The sequence below is a fragment of the Burkholderia sp. AU33545 genome, assembly GCF_020419685.1.
In the GTDB taxonomy this organism is placed as follows: Bacteria; Pseudomonadota; Gammaproteobacteria; order Burkholderiales; family Burkholderiaceae; genus Burkholderia; species Burkholderia diffusa.
Window position 1 is genome coordinate 1,181,646 of sequence record NZ_JAIZRQ010000001.1, and the last position, 15,579, is coordinate 1,197,224.

Consider the following 15,579-nt stretch of genomic DNA (forward strand, 5'->3'; position numbering starts at 1 on the left):
CGATTTCCCGTTCCGAATCAAGCGCTCGTCATGGACGTCAAACTCGTTGCCCGCACGCTCGACCTGTTCGAGCTGTTCGCCGCCGAACGGCGGCCGCTGCCGCTCACCGAACTCGCGCGCCTGCTCAACGTGCCGGCGTCGAGCTGCCTGGCGATGGCGCGCACGCTCGTGAGCCGCGGCTATCTGTACGAGGTGCGCAAGCGCGGCGGCTACTATCCGACGCGGCGCCTGCAGACGATCGCCGCCGCGATCGATGCGCCCGATCCCGTCGTCGACATCGTGCATCCGCATCTCGTCGCGCTGCGCGACGCGAGCCGCGAGACGGCCGTGCTCGGCAAGATCCAGGGCGCGTCGGTCACGTATCTCGACGTCGTCGAGTCCGAGCAGGCGATCCGCTACACGCGCCAGCCGGGCGAGCTGCGTCCGCTGCATGCGAACTCGATCGGCAAGGCGATCTTCGCGGAGCTCGCGAGCGACGCGCAGCAGGCGCTCGGCGCGCAGCTGTCGTTCGAACGCTTCACCGATGCGACGGTGGCCGACCTGCCGGCGCTCGTCGCGCAGACGGCACGGTTTCGCGAACTCGGCTGGGCCGAGAACCTCGGCGAGAGCGCGCCCGAGCTGTCGGCGATCGCGGTCGCGCTGACGCTCGACGGCGACTGGTACGGGCTGTCGGTCGTCGGGCCGACCGAGCGGATCCGCCAGCATCGCGACATGCATGCGGCGCTGCTGGTCGACGCAAAGGCGCGGCTGCTGGCGGAGCAGGGGCGGGGCTAGCAAAAAACGCGAAGCAGGGCGGAGGCGGTTTCGGCGGCCGTTCGCCGCGATGCCGGGCGGCATCCGGGAACGGCCGTGGCGCGTCACGCGCCGGCGGTGCGCCGCGGCGTCATGACTTCACCCACACGCCGCCCGCGCTCGGGTTGTCGCCCTGCGTCCACCATTTCGCGCAGTATTTCGCGCCCTGGTACGTGACGCACGTGCCGCCCTGGTACGCGGTCGTAGCCGACCAAACGGGCGTGCCGCCGCCGACCGGCTTCCATACCGCTGCCTGGCCGGGCACGTCGCCCTGCGTCCACCATTGCGCCTGGTACGTCGTTCCCTGGTAGGTCACCGTCGCGCCTGCCGTATAGACCTGGCCGGCCGACCAAGGCGCGCCGGGTTGCGGCGTTCCGCCATTCGAGCCGCCGCCGTAGTTCGGATCCTGCGTGACGCCCGTGCCCCACTTGCCGTCGAGTTTCCGGAAGATCGATGCGAACGCGTACGGCTGCTGCGCGATACCCGAGCAGGTCGGCGCCACATATGCGCCGTCGTTCGGGCAAGGCTGGTCGCGGCCGACCGACCAGTTGCCGAAGAAACCGTAGCCGTTGCCGATCGCTGCATTCAACACGCTCTGCGCATTCGCGAGCGTGAAGGTTTCGCCCTGCACGTCGTTCATCCCGATCATCGGCGTGACGCCCACCATCTGCCACAGTTGCGCGCCCGTTTTCGGCTGGCCCGCCGACTTGAACGCGGTATCGAGCTGCGTATAGAGCGCTTGCGCGGCGCTGATCGCGGCCGCGCCCATGTCGATGTTCGCGGGGCCGTAGTCCATCGTCATCAGGTTCACCGCGTCGAACGCAACCTTGTTCGCGATTGCCGCGGCGACCACTTTCACGCCATCCTGCGTGAGCCCGGTCGGCATCGTCGGCAGCGTCAGCGTGACGTGCAGCGGCTTGCCTTTCGCCGCGTAGTCGGACTGCAGTTGCGCGACGGCCTGGAAGTTGCGGGCAACGGCAGCGCTGTCCTGCTGCGATGCGCCCTCGATGTCGAAATCGACATGCGTGAGGCCGTAGGTGTCGATCACGGTCTGATAGGCCGTCTTCAGCGCGGGGACGCTCGAGCATGCCTGCATCAGCGGTGTGCCGTTTGCACCGCCGAACGAGACGGCAATCTCGCCGCCTTTCGCGCGATAGCTCGCGATCGACGCCGACAGCGACGCGAGCAGGTCGCCGCTCGCGCCGTTGCCGATCGGCTGCACGCCGCCCCAGGATGGCGCGCAGCCGCTGCCCGCGACCACGAACGCGAGCGTGAACTGCTGGATGCCTTGCTGGACGCCGATCCGGTCGACGAGCGGCGTCGGGTAGAGCGTCACGTCGACGAAGGGCGCATAGACGCCGGCGCCGTGGGACACGCTCGCCATGGCGAGCAGGCAGCCCGCGGCGAGCGCGCGCGGGTTGAATCGCGGCAACACGTTGTTGTTCATTGTGTTCTCCAAGTGGAAGAGGGATACGCTGGCCCGCGTATCGCCGCCGGGCGGGCGATCGGGTATGCCCGGCCGGTGGCGTGCTCATCTTGGAGGATTCGTGCCGAATCGTGAATACTTAGGTGTTCTTTTCGTTATTCGATTCCCGATACGTAACGATCTTGCCGATTCGATCGCATATCGAAACGCGAAGCGGGCGATTTTTCCGCCTGGTTCCGGCCGGATGGTCGGCCGCGCGTTTCGCAGCGACGCTCAGCGATACCAGCGCGGCGTGTAGACCCACTCACGCCCGTCGCCGATGGCGAAACGCCGCGTCGTCGACGAGCCGACGATCACCATCGTGCGCATGTCCACCTGATCGCTGCGCAGCGCGCCGAGCGTCGTCGTCGTGAGCGTCGCGCCGGGCCGGCCGATATCGCGGCCGAGCACGACGACCGTGTCGGCCGCACGATGCGCGCGCACCGCATCGAGCGCACGGTCGAGTTGCCACGGCCGTGCACGCGAGATCGGGTTGTAGAACGCCATCACGAGATCTGCTTGCGCCGCGTGCCGCAGGCGCGTCTCGATCACGTCCCACGGCTTCAGGTTGTCCGACAGCGAGATCGCGCAGAAATCGTGGCCGAGCGGCGCGCCAGCCTGCGCGGCGGTCGCGAGGGATGCCGATACGCCGGGTTCGACGCGCAGTTCGACCGCAGCCCATCGCGGGTCGCGTGCTTCGTCGAGCGCTTCGAGTACGGCCGCGGCCATCGCGAAGACACCCGGGTCACCCGACGAGACGACCGCGACGCGCCGGCCTTCGGCCGCCAGTTCGAACGCATGGCGCGCGCGCTGCATTTCCTCGCGATTGTCCGTGCCGTGGACGCGCTGGTCCGCGCGGAACGGGCCGGCCATCGTCACGTAGGTCGTATAGCCGAGGATGTCGGTGGCTTGCGCGAGCGCGGTGCGCGCGGCGGGCGTGAGCCACGCCGCATCGCCCGGGCCGAGGCCGAGCACCGTCAGGCGGCCGCGTGCACGGCCGAGCGTCGCGGGATCGACGGGTTGCGTCGCGACCGCGCACGCGAGGCCGTCGGACGTTGCGCGCAGCGTGTGCGCCACGCGCAACGTCGAACCCAGCAGGGCAGCAGCATCGGCGCCTTCGTCGCCGTCGACATCGGCGAAGCGCAACGGCACGCCCAGCGTACGTGCTGCCGCTTCGACGCGCGCATCGCCGAGCAACGAGGCCGGGGCGACCAATGCGGCGAGCGCCAGCCGCGCGAGTCCGTGCGTATCGAGCAGCGCGTCGATGCGCCCGGCAAGCGATGGCGACGCATCGGCCTGCACGCCGCGTGCCGCGATGCCGACCACCACGCTGCGCGGATGGATCACGAGTTCGTCGCGCGCGCCGCGCCACGCATCGGGCGTCAGGCGGATCGCATGCGCGGCCGCGTCGTCACGCGGCAGCGCGACGTCGTCGAGCCAGGGCGCCGCGCCGTCGATGCGCGTCGCCGCACCCGCGAGCAAATCGGACACGAAACGCTTGCCTTGCTGGAGATCGGCGAGCGCATAGCCGTCGGGCGGGTTGAGCACGCACGCGCCGAAGCGCAGCTCGCCGCTCGTCGTGATCGCGGGCGCGACGCCGAGGCATTCGGCGATTTCTCGCGCGATCACGTTGACGCCCGTCAGCCCGCCGAGCAGCGGCACGACGGCCGAACCGTCTTCCGCGACCGCGAGCACCGGCGGCTCGACGCCCTTGTCGGCCAGCGCCGGCGCTACGCAACGGATCACGATGCCGGCCGCGCACAGCGCGACGATCGGCAGGCCGCGCGCGTAAAGCTCGCGCAGGTGCGCGCCGAGTTCGTCGAACGGCACGTCGGCCTCGACGCGCGACGCGAGCCCGTGCACGACTGCGCCCGGATAACGCGCCTGGATGCGCCGCGCGGTATCGAGTGCGCCCGCGCCGAGAATCACGATTGCGGGCGGAGTCGTCATCCTTGCCATTTTTCCCCCGGCACGACGAGCAGCGAGAAGTACGGTGACGCCATCGGATCGACTTCGTCGAGCGGCACGATGCGCTGCGCCGCCATCGTCGCGCGCTCGACGTACAGCGCGCGCTTCGCGAGCCCCAGTTCGTCGAGCACGCGCCGCACCTTGTCGAAGTTGCGGCCGAGCTTCATCACGACGGCTGCGTCGGCCTGCGCGAGCCGCGCGCGCAATTCGTCCGCCGGCAGCACGCCTGACAGCACCGACAGGCTCTGGTTGCGATAGACGAGCGGCTGGCCGAGCACGGCCGTGCCGCCGAGCATCGCGCACACGCCGGGGATCACTTCGGTGTCGTAGCGCGGCGCGAGGCGATCGTGCAGGTACATGTACGACCCGTAGAAGAACGGATCGCCTTCGCAGATCACCGCGACGTCGCGCCCGGCGTCGAGATGCGACGCGACGATCTCGGCGGCGGTGTCATAGAAATCGGCGATCACGGCCTCGTAGCAGAGCGGCGGCGGCAGCGCCTCGGTCGTCACCGGATAGACGAGCGGCAGTTGCGTCTGCGCTTCGAGCAGGTGAGCCTCGACGATCCCGTAGGCATTGCCTTTCTTGCCCTTCGCGACGAAATACGCGACCACCGGCGCGGCCTGCAGCACGCGCAGCGCCTTGATCGTCATCAGTTCGGGGTCGCCGGGGCCGACGCCGACCCCGAACAGGCGTCCGCGCGGGGCCGTCATTCTGCCTCCGTCGCGAGTGCGTTGACGGCGGCTGCGGCCATCGCGCTGCCGCCGCGGCGGCCGAGCAGCGCGACGTACGGCACGCCGCGACTGTCGGCGTCGAGTGCCGCCTTGGATTCGGCGGCGCCGATGAAGCCGACCGGAAAGCCGAGGATCAACGCGGGGCGCGGCGCACCGGCGTCGATCATGTCGAGCAGGTGGAACAGCGCGGTCGGCGCATTGCCGATCACGACGACGCTGCCGGCCAGATGCGGGCGCCACAGTTCAAGCGCCGCGGCCGAGCGCGTGTTGCCGAGATGCCGTGCAAGGTCGGGGACTTCCGATTCGCCGAGCGTGCAGATCACGCGATTGCCGGCCGGCAGCCGCGCGCGCGTGATGCCTTCGGCGACCATGCGCGCGTCGCACAGGATCGGCGCGCCGGCCGTGAGCGCCGCGCGGCCCGCCGTGCCGGCGCCGGCCGAGAAGCGCAGGTCGTAGGCCACGTCGACCATCCCGCACGCGTGGATCACGCGCACTGCGAGCTTCTCGAGATCGGGCGGAATCTGCGACAGGTCGGCCTCGGCGCGGATCGTCGCGAACGACTGGCGGTAGATTTCCTGCCCGTCGCGAATATAGTCAAGCATCGGTGGTGTCCTGGCTGTGCCGCGCGCCCGTCAGTCGGTCCGCGGCCTGGTCAATCGTCAGATGGCGCGCGAGCGGGGCGCCGAGGCCCGCGGCGGCGTCGCGCCGGTAAAGGTCGTAGCGTCCGGGCGCGACCGCGACGAGGGTATGCATCGCGGGATGCGGCAGCGCGCAGTGGCGCTCGCAGCCGGTCAGGTGCACGTCGACCGGATGGCCGACGCGCGCGGCCAGCGCGAGCGCATCGTGTTTCGTATCGGCGCGCGACTTCGCGCAGCCCGCGCTGCCGGTGCAGGCGACCAGCGCCGCCAGCGGGTCGGACGTCGTGCACACGAGGCCGATCGACGCGAGCGCGTCGAGCACGGCTGGCGTGCGTTCGTGCGGCACGCCGTGCACGAACACGCCCTGCCACGGGGTCATCGACAGCGTGCCGTCGCCTTCCGCGTCGGCGAGTGCCGCAAGCTGGTCCAGTTGTGTTGCGTCGAACCGGCCGAGCACGAACTGCGCGCCGACGCTGCAGCGATCCGCATCGCGCGACGGCCTTGCACCGAAACGCAGCGCGGCGTCCGCCTGCTTGCGCCGCCAGCCGGCCAGTGCCGGATCGGCTTCGAGCGGGAAGGGCGCGTAAGACTGCGCGCGCGCGCGCAATGCGCATGCGCCGCCGGTCGCGAGCAAAGCGCGCATCCGCGTGACGTCGGCCGGTGCGAGATCGAGGAACGCGAGCAGCAGTGCGCGAACGAGCGCGACGGTCTGGTCCGGCGCGACGTCGAACGAAGCGGACGGATCACCGGGCGCGACCGGCGGGCAGCCTGCCAGGCCCGCGGCGATGCGGACCGCACCGTCGCCTCGACGCCACGCGGCGAGCCAGATGTCGTGCGGATGATCGAGCGCCGCGACCGATTCGCCGCCATCGAGCTGGATCGAGAATTTCGGCGACACCTCGCCGCGGCGCGGCTCGTGCGTCAGCATGTCGAGCAACGGCAGCGCGAGCGCGCGGCTGTCGAGCAGTGCGTCGGGATCGCGCCCCGCGAGCGGGCTGAGCATCAGGTTGCGGACGTCGTCGCGCGCGGCGAGCGCGGCCCGGTCGTCGGCGGCATCGGCGGCGCTCGCGCGCGGGCCCAGGCCCGCGTCGAGCAATGCGTCGGCCAGCGTATCGGCCGCCCCATCGCGGATGCCGCGCAACTGGAGATTCGCGCGATTGGTCGCGTCGATCGCGCCGGAGCCGCAGGCGCGCGCGGCGGCGGCGATCGCACGCGCCTGCCGCGCGTCGAGCCGGCCGCCCGGCAGCTTGATCCGGCACAGCCCGCCGTCGGCGGCCGCGACGACGCGCACGAGCCCCGGGCAGGCCGACGGGCGCACGACGGGCGACGCAGAAATGGAATCGGGGGCGGAACTCAACGGGATACCGGGGTAGTGTCGGGCCGCGGCCAACGTATCGGTACACCCCGCCCGACGCCGACTGGCACGCACGCACTTTCATGCCGGCAGGTCTCCTGGCTGACAGGTCGGCGCCGGCTCCCGGCCTTCCCGGTGAAACCAGTGGCATGAGGGGGGAGATCGGCTCGCTGTCTACAGTTGCGGGGGCAGCCACAGCGGCGCGGTGCGCGCCCTGTGTTCCCTCTTCGGCCCCGAAGGGCACCGGCGAACGAACGGCCGTAGGATACCCGATTTCACCGGCGCTTCGTGACCGCCGAGCGGGCTTCGTGGCCGAAGCGAAATGCGGCCCGGCGTCGGCGGCCCCGCAGATGAAACGCGCGGTGGAACACGGTACCATGCCGACTTTCGCAATGCGGACAGCTGCACCGGCGCCATCACGGCCGCCGTGCGGCGACTCGATGGAACCGGACGATGGGGAAGGGTGCATGACGGCGTGGCTGACGGTAGTGGGCATCGGCGACGACGGCTACGCGGGGCTCGGGCGTAGCGCGCGGCGCGCGCTGCTCGAAGCGACGCAGGTCGTCGGCGCGAAGCGGCACCTCGACATGCTGCCCGCGCGGCTGCGGGCCGACCGCGTCGCGTGGCCGTCGCCGTTCGACCTGTCGGGCCTGCTCGCGCGGCGCGGTTCGCCCGTCTGCGTGCTGGCGAGCGGCGACCCGATGCTGTTCGGCGTCGGCGCGACACTCGCGCGCAAACTATCTCCCGACGAATGGCGCGTGCTGCCCGCACCGTCATCGCTGTCGCTGGCGGCCGCGCGGCTCGGCTGGGCGTTGCAGGACGTCGGCGCGGTGTCGCTCGTCGGCCGGCCGCTCGCGACGCTCGCGCGCCATCTGCTGCCGGGCCGGCGCCTGTTCGTGCTGAGCGCCGACGGCCGCACGCCGGCCACGGTCGCGGCCGAACTCGCCGCGCGCGGCTTCGGTCCGACGCGCATCAGCGTGTTCGAACACCTCGGCGGGCCGCTCGAACGGCGCATCGACGGTCTCGCGCAAGACTGGAACATCGACGAAACCGCCGCGCTCAATCTCGTCGCGCTCGACTGCCAGGCCGGCCCCGATGCGCCGCGCCGAGCACTCACGCCAGGCCTGCCCGACGACGCGTACCGCCACGACGGCCAGCTCACCAAGCGCGACATGCGCGCGCTGACGCTCGGACGCCTCGCGCCCGCACCCGGCGAACTGCTGTGGGACGTCGGCGCGGGTAGCGGCTCGATCGGCATCGAGTGGATGCGCGCGCATCCGTCGTGCCAGTCGATCGCGATCGAGTCGCATGCGGAGCGGCAGCGCTTCATCGAACACAATCGCGACGCGCTCGGCGTGCCGGGCCTGCAACTCGTCGCGGGGCGCGCGCCCGCAGCGCTTGCCGGGCTTGCGACGCCCGACGCGATCTTCATCGGCGGTGGCGCGACCGCGCCCGGCGTGCTCGCCGCGTGCTGGTCGGCGCTGAAGCCCGGTGGCCGGCTCGTCGCGAACGCAGTCACGCTGCAGGGCGAACTGGCGCTCGCCGCGTGGCGCGATATTCACGGCGGCACGCTCACGCGCGTGTCGCTCGCGCACGCCGAACCACTCGGCCGCTTCGACACGTGGCGGCAGCCGTTGCCCGTCACGCTGTACGACGTGCGCAAACCCGATTCCACGGCAACGGACCTCGCGGACCCCACGTGATGCGCGACGAAACCCCCGAACAACCGGCGCCGCTGCGCTTCGGCTATACGACCGGCAGTTGCGCGACCGCGACGTCGCTCGCGGCCGCGCGCCTGCTGCTCGCGGGGGGCGCGATCGACGCCGTCGAGATCGTGCTGCCGAAGGGGCAGCACGTGATGATGCGGCTTGCGTTCTGCAGGACGACTGCCGACGGCGCGGAAGCCGGCACGATCAAGGATGCCGGCGACGATCCGGACGTCACGCACGGTGCGCTGGTCTTCGCGCGCGTCGCGCTCGCGGCGGTGCCCGGCGTGCGCTTTCACGCGGGGCCGGGTGTCGGCACCGTCACGCGCGCCGGACTCACGCTGCCGGTCGGCGAACCGGCGATCAATCCCGTGCCGCGCCAGATGATGACCACGCACCTCGACGCGCTCGCGGCCGAATTCGCCTACGCAGGCGGCTTCGACGTGACGATCGGCGTCGAGGGCGGCGAGGCGCTCGCGCTGAAGACGATGAACCCGCGTCTGGGCATCGTCGGCGGATTGTCGATCCTCGGCACGACCGGCATCGTGCGGCCGTTCTCGTGCTCGGCGTACATCGCGTCGATCCACCAGGGCATCGACGTCGCGCGCGCGAACGGGATCGCGCACATCGCCGCGTGCACCGGCAACGCGAGCGAGGATGCGATGCGCGCGCACTACGGCCTGCCCGACATGGCGCTGATCGAAATGGGCGATTTCGCCGGCGCGGTGCTCAAGCACCTGCGCCGCGCGCCGGTCGCCCGCCTGTCGATGTGCGGCGGGTTCGGCAAGCTCAGCAAGCTTGCGGCAGGCCATCTCGACCTGCACAGCCGCCATTCGAGCATCGACCTGCCACTGCTTGCGCAGTGGGCGGCCGAGGCGGGCGCGAACGCAGCGCTGCAGGCCGCGATGCGCGCGGCGAACACCAGCCAGGAAGCGCTGAAGCTCGCGCAGGCCGACGGCGTGCCGCTCGGCGACATCGTCTGCGCGCATGCGCTGCGGGTCGCGCGCGACATCGTGCCGCCGTCGGTCTCGGTCGAGATGTTCGCGATCGACCGGCAGGGCCGCTTCGTCGGGACCGCACGATGAGCGCGCGCATCCTGCTGCTCGGCGGCACGGGCGACGCGCTGAAGATCGCACGCGCGCTCGGTCCGCGGCACGTCTACAGCCTCGCGGGCCTCGGCAAGGTGCCCGACGACTTGCGCTGCGAAGTGCGCGTCGGCGGCTTCGGCGGAGCGGCTGGGCTCGCCGCGTACCTGCATGGCGCCGGCATCGGCCTCGTGATCGACGCGACGCATCCGTATGCCGCGCGAATCAGCGCGAATGCGGCGGCCGCTGCGCGCGACGCGGGCGTGCCGCTGTGGGCGCTGCGACGCGCGCCGTGGGCGCCGCAACCCGGCGACGACTGGAGGATGGTCGACGACTGGGCCGGCATCGAGGCCGCGCTCGCGCCGTTCCGGCGGCCGCTGTTCACGCTCGGCCGCGAACCGCTCGCGCATCTCGACGAGATTCCGCCGCACCAGTTCTGGCTGGTGCGCTGCCTCGATGCGCATCCCGGCAACGCGCGCGCGCAGGTCCTCGCCGCGCGCGGGCCGTTCACGCTCGACGGCGAGCGCGCGCTGTTCGCGCTCGCGGGCATCGACGTCGTCGTCAGCAAGAACAGCGGCGGCGCCGCGACCGAGGCCAAGCTCGACGTCGCGCGTGAACGCAGGCTTCCGGTCGTGATGCTGCGCCGGCCGACGCTGCCCGACGCCGATCGCGTGTTCGACTCGGCCGCCGCGCTGCTCGATGCGCTCGACCCGGCCGCGCGCGCGTGATGCCGCGCGACCGGCTGCCCCATGAATTGACGGAGATTTTTCGATGACGGTGTATTTCATCGGCGCGGGCCCCGGCGACCCGGAGCTGATCACGGTGAAGGGCCAGCGTCTCGTGCGCACGTGCCCGGTGATTCTCTACGCAGGCTCGCTCGTGCCGCCGGCCGTGCTCGACGGCCATCGCGCGGAGCAGGTCGTCAATACGGCCGAGCTCGACCTCGATGCGATCGTCGCGCTGCTCGCCGATGCGCACGCGAAAGGCCTGGACGTCGCGCGCGTGCATTCGGGCGATCCGTCGCTGTACGGCGCGATCGGGGAACAGATCCGCCGGTTGAAAGCGCTCGGGATTCCGTATGAAATCGTGCCCGGCGTGACGGCCACGGCCGCGTGCGCGGCGACGCTCGGCGTCGAGCTGACGCTGCCCGGTGTCGCGCAGACGGTGATCCTCACGCGCTTCGCGGGCAAGACGACGATGCCGGAAGGCGAAGCGCTCGGCGCGCTCGCCGCGCATCGCGCGACGCTCGCGATCCATCTCGGCGTGCGGCATCTCGCGCGGATCGTCGACGAAGTGCTGCCGCATTACGGGCCCGCGTGCCCGGTCGCGGTGATCTACCGTGCGAGCTGGCCCGACGAGGAACGCGTGACCGGCACGCTGGCCGACATCGTCGGCAAGGTGCAGGGCACGCCGATCGAGCGCACCGCGCTGATCCTGATCGGGCGCGTGCTCGATGCGGAAGGGTTTGCGGATTCGACGCTGTATGCGAGCGGCAGTTGATTGCGCGCGCACGGAACGCAAGGCACTTCGCATTTCGCGGCATCGCGACGACGGCTTTTCTCGCGAGCCGGCCCGCTGATCAACGCCCTCGGTCGAACGGCGTCAACCATGCAATCCGGCGTGACTGAGCAACAACGGGCAACCGCGCGGAGGCCACGATCCGGGTCAACGCCTTCACGCGCAGCGTCCGACCCGCGCCAAGTCTGCGCTAAGCCCGCGCAACACGCCGCGCAAACTGCGGCGCGAACCCCGCCGCCAGCGCGAACAGCACGACGCACAGGCAAGCCATCGCGAGCCACGCGGGCGACAGATCCGCGAGATGCTGGCGCACGATGCCCGCCGCGAACGGAAACAGCCCAGCGATCAGATAGCCGACACCCTGCACGAACCCCGTCAACGACGCCGCATCGGCCGGTGTCGCCGCATGATCGACCGTGACGATCAGCGACAACGGAAACAGCGCGCCGATACCGGCCCCCATCAGCAGCGCAGCCGGCAACGCAAGTGCCTCCGGCGCGGCCAGCATCACCAGAAGCCCCGAGAGCAGCGACGCGATCGCCGCGTGCAGCGCGGGCCGGCGATCGGGCAGGCGGTCGATCGTCGCCGAGATCGCCAGCCCCGCGACGACTTCGGCGAGCGTCACGCCGCCGAGCAGGCTGCCGGCCGCGGTCGGCGACCAGCCGAGCCGCATGTAGTATGGCGGCAGCCATGCCAGCACGAGCGTATAGGCGCCCGTCGCGATCCCGAAGAACATCGCGAGCCGCCACGCGCGCGGCGAGCGCGACGGCCGCGCCTGCACCATCGACCCCGACGTCGGCCCGGACACCAACGCGTCGCCGCCACGGCTGGCCAGCGGCCACGCGAGCGCTGCGACCGCGGCCGGCAGCGCCCAGCCCGCGAGCGCGACCAGCCAGCCCCAGCGGGCCGCGGCCAACGGCGCGACGACGCTCGCGAGCACCGCACCGCCCATGATCGACGTCGAATAGACGCCCATCGCGCCGCCGATCCGCGTCGCGAAATGCGCCTTCACGAATCCCGGCAGCAACGCCTGCACCATCGCGATCCCGAGGCCCGCGCAGCATGCACTCGCGAGCAGCAGCCACGCGTGCTGCGCGCCGATTCGCGACGCGCACGCGAAGCCGATCAGCGCGACGCCCAGCCAGACGCCGCCCGTGATCCCCGTCACGCGCTGCAGCCGGCGCGCGCTCAGCGCGCCCAGCCCCATCAGCAGGATCGGGATCGTGGTCAGCAGGCTCGCCGCGCCGTCGCCGATGCCGGTCGCGCGCTGGATCATGTCGAGCAGCGGACCGATCGCGGCCAGCGCCGGCCGCAGGTTCAGTCCGACCAGCACGATCGCGGCAAGCCGCCATCCGGGGGAAGTGAAGCGATTCATGGAGTGGCCCTCATTATCGGTGCACGACACCTCCGTCAGAGGGCCGCGCGTTTTCATGTAAAGTATCTCGATATCAAGATAAATGCGGATTTATCTCGACGTCAAGATAACTGGTGAGCCGAGGAGGGTTAATGGATCGAGCCGCGCATGCGCTCGCGCAATGGCGCATCGAGCGTCCGGATCTGGATGCGTCGTCGATGCTCGTGATGGGACGGCTGCAGGAGGCCGCGCTGGTGGTCGCACGCGACGGCCTCAATCCGTTGTTCGCGCGCTACGGGATGCAGCCGGGCGAATTCGACGTGCTGGCGACGCTGCGGCGCAGCGGCGCGCCGTTCGCGCTGACGCCGACCGCGCTGTACGACGCGCTGATGATGTCGTCGGGCGGGATGACCGCGCGCATCGACCGGCTGCAGAAGGCCGGTTGGGTCGAGCGCCGGCCGAACCCGGCCGACGGTCGCGGCACGCTCGTCGCGCTGACCGACGCCGGCCGCGCGCTGATCGACGATGCGGTGGCCGCGCACGTCGACAATCAGCGTGCGATGCTGGCCGCGCTGTCGGAGGCCGAGCAGGCACAACTTTCGGCGTTGCTGGAAAAGCTGCTGGCGGGATTGGGGGAAGGGGCGTCGGCGTCGGCCAAAAAATAGCGCCGCCGAATCGTCACGTCGAATGAACGCAGCGGGCGGAAAACGAAAACACCGAAAGAAAGCGGAAGAATTGCCCGCCGCGCGATGCGGCGGGCCACGCAGAGCGCGGCCGCAGGGTGCGCCCGCTGCGCGGCTCAGCCGCGTGCCGGGATGTTGAGCCCGCGCGCGACGGCCGGACGCGCGATGAACGCGTCGAGCGCTCGCGCGACATGCTTGAATTCGGCGAAGCCGACCAGGTCGCCCGCTTCGTAGAAGCCGACGAGGTTACGCACCCACGGGAAGATCGCGATGTCGGCGATCGTGTACGTGTCGCCCATCATCCACTTGCGGTTCGCGAGATGCGCGTCGAGCACGGCGAGCAGACGCTTCGATTCGGCGACGTAGCGGTCGCGCGGACGCTTGTCTTCGTAATCGCGGCCCGCGAACTTGTGGAAGAAGCCCACCTGCCCGAACATCGGGCCGATGCCGCCCATCTGGAACATCACCCACTGGATCGTCTCGTACCGGCCCGCGGGATCCTTCGGGATCAACTGGCCCGTCTTGTCCGCGAGATAGATCAGGATCGCGCCGGATTCGAACAGCGGCAGCGGCCGGCCGTCGGGGCCGTTCGGATCGATGATCGCGGGGATCTTGTTGTTCGGGTTCAGCGACAGGAATTCGGGCGACAGCTGGTCGTCGGTGTCGAAGCGCACGAGGTGCGGCTCGTACGGCAGGCCGGTTTCCTCGAGCATGATCGACACCTTGACGCCGTTCGGCGTCGGCAGCGAATACAGCTGCAGACGGTCGGGATGCTGGGCAGGCCATTTCTTCGTGATCGGGAAGGCGGACAGATCGGGCATGGAGATTCGCTCGTCAATGTGGAGGATCCGCGCTCCGCCGTCCTGCCGCGCATCGCTTACCGCCCGTGCCACCGCGGCAGCAACGGGACGAGCACTTCGACAGGCGGGCGGGGCGCGCCGAAAATGCCCACTGTAGCCGATCCCCGCGATCGCTGCAGACGGCGGCCGCGAGCCGTGCCCGGGCGCCGCCGCACGCGCATCGCGTCGCTGCGTCGTCAGAAGTTGTGCCGCAGCCCGAGCATCGCGGCCGTCGTGCCGACCCCAGGAGCGACCGGCTGCCCGTACACGAGCATCTGGTCCATCGTGCCGCGGTTGTTCACGTGGCCGACCTGCGCATACACCATCGTCCGCTTCGACAGGCTGTAGTCGGCCGTGAGCACGACGGCCGTCGACCGGTTCTCGGCGCGGTTGCGGTCCTTCAGGTAGTACACGGCCGAGGCGACCTGCAGCGCGGGCGTGAAGCGATAGCCGACGCCGGCCGACAGCATGTCGAGGTTCACCTTGTCCGCATGCGACGGATTCCGGCCGTTGCCGTACGACGCCGACACCGAGAAATCGCGGATCGTGTATCTCGCGCCGACGTAGACGAAGCGGTTGTTGTCGACGCCGGTCGGCGCGACACCCGGCGCCGGATTCGTGTCGTGGCCGTTGTAGTACACGGCCGACGCATTGAGCCCGTCGTTCGAATACCGCAGCACGACCGACTCGCGCGTGCCGCCCTGGAACTGCCCGGCGACGCCGCCGGGCGCGTATTCGAGCGCGATCGACGCGCCCGCGAACGTCGGCGACTGATAGACGAGCGCGTTGCTGTCGTACAGTGCGCCGATCGCGCCGTTGGTGCTCGTCCCGGGCCAGCCGGCCGCGGTGTTCAGGCCGAGCCACGCGGTCAGCACGCTGCCGAAGAACTGCGCGTTGCGCACGTCGGTGTCGGCCATCGCGTAGATCATCGGCACGATCTGGCGGCCGGCCGTGAATGTGCCGAACGGCCCCGACACGCCGAGCGACGCAACCTGGTTGAAGATCGCGGTGGCGCCCGGCGTGTCGCTCAGCTGCATCCTGCCGGTGCCGCTGTCGAACGAACCCTGCAGCTTGAAGTTGACCTTGTAGCCGCCGCCCAGGTCCTCGCTGCCCTTGATGCCCCAGAAGCTCGAATAGATGCCGCCGTCCTTCATGCGGAACACCTTGCCGGTGTTCGGCGCATTCGGGCTGAACGACGCGGCCGACGTGCTCTGGTACAGCAGGCCCGTGTCGACCACGCCGTACAGCGTGACGGAGGATTGCGCATGCGCGAGCGCCGAACAGCCGGCAAGCGCCGCGAGCGCGGCCAGTTTCGTCTTCATCGAAGTCTCCAGGATCGTAATGGACCGCACGGGATCGAGCCCGGGCGGGTGAAGCGGGGGAAGCATCGAGGCAGGCGGGAAGGCGCGTGATGCGACGCCGGTGCGAGCCGTGCGGAAAGGT

Annotated in this window: 14 protein-coding genes and 1 riboswitch; of the genes, 6 read left to right on the forward strand and 8 right to left on the reverse strand. The window is 70.6% G+C overall.

Features of this window, described 5'->3' with window-relative positions; all coding sequences use genetic code 11:
* The first annotated feature begins 30 nt into the window (after positions 1–30).
* Positions 31–774 (forward strand): IclR family transcriptional regulator, encoded by a 744-nt coding sequence (locus tag LGM71_RS05415; RefSeq protein WP_124626201.1) that lies wholly within the window; start codon positions 31–33, stop codon positions 772–774.
* Between the two features lie 109 nt (positions 775–883).
* On the opposite strand, the gene LGM71_RS05420 is transcribed toward LGM71_RS05415, so the two are convergent.
* The 5 genes from LGM71_RS05420 to cobG form a co-directional block, all read right to left on the reverse strand.
* Positions 884–2,239: a chitinase gene (locus LGM71_RS05420; RefSeq protein ID WP_226114186.1), complete on the reverse strand. Its 1,356-nt coding sequence runs from the start codon at positions 2,237–2,239 to the stop codon at positions 884–886.
* Positions 2,240–2,491: 252 nt separating this feature from the next.
* Positions 2,492–4,207: a precorrin-3B C(17)-methyltransferase gene (gene cobJ / locus LGM71_RS05425; RefSeq protein ID WP_226114187.1), complete on the reverse strand. Its 1,716-nt coding sequence runs from the start codon at positions 4,205–4,207 to the stop codon at positions 2,492–2,494.
* Positions 4,204–4,938 carry a precorrin-2 C(20)-methyltransferase gene (locus tag LGM71_RS05430; protein WP_226114188.1) on the reverse strand — a complete coding sequence of 245 codons (735 nt, stop codon included), beginning with the start codon at positions 4,936–4,938 and terminating at the stop codon, positions 4,204–4,206. Before LGM71_RS05430 ends, cobJ begins: the two co-directional genes overlap by 4 nt.
* A complete protein-coding gene (locus LGM71_RS05435; RefSeq protein WP_226114189.1) occupies positions 4,935–5,561 on the reverse strand; it encodes a precorrin-8X methylmutase in 627 nt (208 codons plus the stop codon). Before LGM71_RS05435 ends, LGM71_RS05430 begins: the two co-directional genes overlap by 4 nt.
* Positions 5,554–6,954 (reverse strand): precorrin-3B synthase, encoded by a 1,401-nt coding sequence (gene cobG, locus LGM71_RS05440; protein WP_226114190.1) that lies wholly within the window; start codon positions 6,952–6,954, stop codon positions 5,554–5,556. Before cobG ends, LGM71_RS05435 begins: the two co-directional genes overlap by 8 nt.
* 67 nt (positions 6,955–7,021) lie before the next feature.
* Positions 7,022–7,214, reverse strand: a riboswitch (cobalamin riboswitch).
* 204 nt (positions 7,215–7,418) lie between these two features.
* Here cobG and cbiE point away from each other — a divergent pair.
* From cbiE to cobM, 4 genes are read left to right on the forward strand one after another with little or no spacing between them, the layout of a single operon-like run.
* Positions 7,419–8,654 (forward strand): precorrin-6y C5,15-methyltransferase (decarboxylating) subunit CbiE, encoded by a 1,236-nt coding sequence (gene cbiE / locus LGM71_RS05445; protein ID WP_226114253.1) that lies wholly within the window; start codon positions 7,419–7,421, stop codon positions 8,652–8,654.
* On the forward strand, positions 8,654–9,742 hold the full coding sequence (locus LGM71_RS05450) for a cobalt-precorrin-5B (C(1))-methyltransferase (RefSeq protein WP_059606787.1): 1,089 nt from the start codon (positions 8,654–8,656) through the stop codon (positions 9,740–9,742). Before cbiE ends, LGM71_RS05450 begins: the two co-directional genes overlap by 1 nt.
* Positions 9,739–10,470: a cobalt-precorrin-6A reductase gene (locus LGM71_RS05455; RefSeq protein WP_124902435.1), complete on the forward strand. Its 732-nt coding sequence runs from the start codon at positions 9,739–9,741 to the stop codon at positions 10,468–10,470. The genes LGM71_RS05450 and LGM71_RS05455 overlap by 4 nt, the downstream gene beginning before the upstream one ends.
* Positions 10,471–10,513: 43 nt before the next feature.
* A complete protein-coding gene (gene cobM, locus LGM71_RS05460; protein ID WP_226114191.1) occupies positions 10,514–11,242 on the forward strand; it encodes a precorrin-4 C(11)-methyltransferase in 729 nt (242 codons plus the stop codon).
* Positions 11,243–11,450: 208 nt separating this feature from the next.
* Here the strand turns inward: cobM and LGM71_RS05465 are convergent, their stop codons facing one another.
* Positions 11,451–12,635, reverse strand: coding sequence for an MFS transporter (locus LGM71_RS05465; protein WP_226114192.1), 1,185 nt, complete (start codon positions 12,633–12,635; stop codon positions 11,451–11,453).
* A 131-nt stretch (positions 12,636–12,766) separates the two neighbouring features.
* Between LGM71_RS05465 and LGM71_RS05470 the strand changes: the two genes are divergently transcribed.
* Positions 12,767–13,279: a MarR family winged helix-turn-helix transcriptional regulator gene (locus tag LGM71_RS05470; protein ID WP_175816644.1), complete on the forward strand. Its 513-nt coding sequence runs from the start codon at positions 12,767–12,769 to the stop codon at positions 13,277–13,279.
* A 134-nt stretch (positions 13,280–13,413) separates the two neighbouring features.
* On the opposite strand, the gene LGM71_RS05475 is transcribed toward LGM71_RS05470, so the two are convergent.
* Together LGM71_RS05475 and LGM71_RS05480 are read right to left on the reverse strand one after the other, a co-directional pair.
* Positions 13,414–14,118, reverse strand: a complete 705-nt coding sequence (locus LGM71_RS05475) for a glutathione S-transferase N-terminal domain-containing protein (protein WP_226114193.1) — start codon at positions 14,116–14,118, stop codon at positions 13,414–13,416.
* 215 nt (positions 14,119–14,333) lie between these two features.
* Positions 14,334–15,458 (reverse strand): porin, encoded by a 1,125-nt coding sequence (locus LGM71_RS05480; protein ID WP_059606799.1) that lies wholly within the window; start codon positions 15,456–15,458, stop codon positions 14,334–14,336.
* Between the last annotated feature and the right edge of the window lie 121 nt (positions 15,459–15,579).

Coding starts and splice junctions, on each gene's coding strand:
- LGM71_RS05415 (WP_124626201.1), top strand. CDS start 31: ATGGACGTCAAACTCGTTGCCCGCACGCTCGACCTGTTCGAGCTGTTC.
- LGM71_RS05420 (WP_226114186.1), bottom strand. CDS start 2,239: ATGAACAACAACGTGTTGCCGCGATTCAACCCGCGCGCGCTCGCCGCG.
- cobJ (WP_226114187.1), bottom strand. CDS start 4,207: ATGACGACTCCGCCCGCAATCGTGATTCTCGGCGCGGGCGCACTCGAT.
- LGM71_RS05430 (WP_226114188.1), bottom strand. CDS start 4,938: ATGACGGCCCCGCGCGGACGCCTGTTCGGGGTCGGCGTCGGCCCCGGC.
- LGM71_RS05435 (WP_226114189.1), bottom strand. CDS start 5,561: ATGCTTGACTATATTCGCGACGGGCAGGAAATCTACCGCCAGTCGTTC.
- cbiE (WP_226114253.1), top strand. CDS start 7,419: ATGACGGCGTGGCTGACGGTAGTGGGCATCGGCGACGACGGCTACGCG.
- LGM71_RS05450 (WP_059606787.1), top strand. CDS start 8,654: ATGCGCGACGAAACCCCCGAACAACCGGCGCCGCTGCGCTTCGGCTAT.
- LGM71_RS05455 (WP_124902435.1), top strand. CDS start 9,739: ATGAGCGCGCGCATCCTGCTGCTCGGCGGCACGGGCGACGCGCTGAAG.
- cobM (WP_226114191.1), top strand. CDS start 10,514: ATGACGGTGTATTTCATCGGCGCGGGCCCCGGCGACCCGGAGCTGATC.
- LGM71_RS05465 (WP_226114192.1), bottom strand. CDS start 12,635: ATGAATCGCTTCACTTCCCCCGGATGGCGGCTTGCCGCGATCGTGCTG.
- LGM71_RS05470 (WP_175816644.1), top strand. CDS start 12,767: ATGGATCGAGCCGCGCATGCGCTCGCGCAATGGCGCATCGAGCGTCCG.
- LGM71_RS05475 (WP_226114193.1), bottom strand. CDS start 14,118: ATGCCCGATCTGTCCGCCTTCCCGATCACGAAGAAATGGCCTGCCCAG.
- LGM71_RS05480 (WP_059606799.1), bottom strand. CDS start 15,458: ATGAAGACGAAACTGGCCGCGCTCGCGGCGCTTGCCGGCTGTTCGGCG.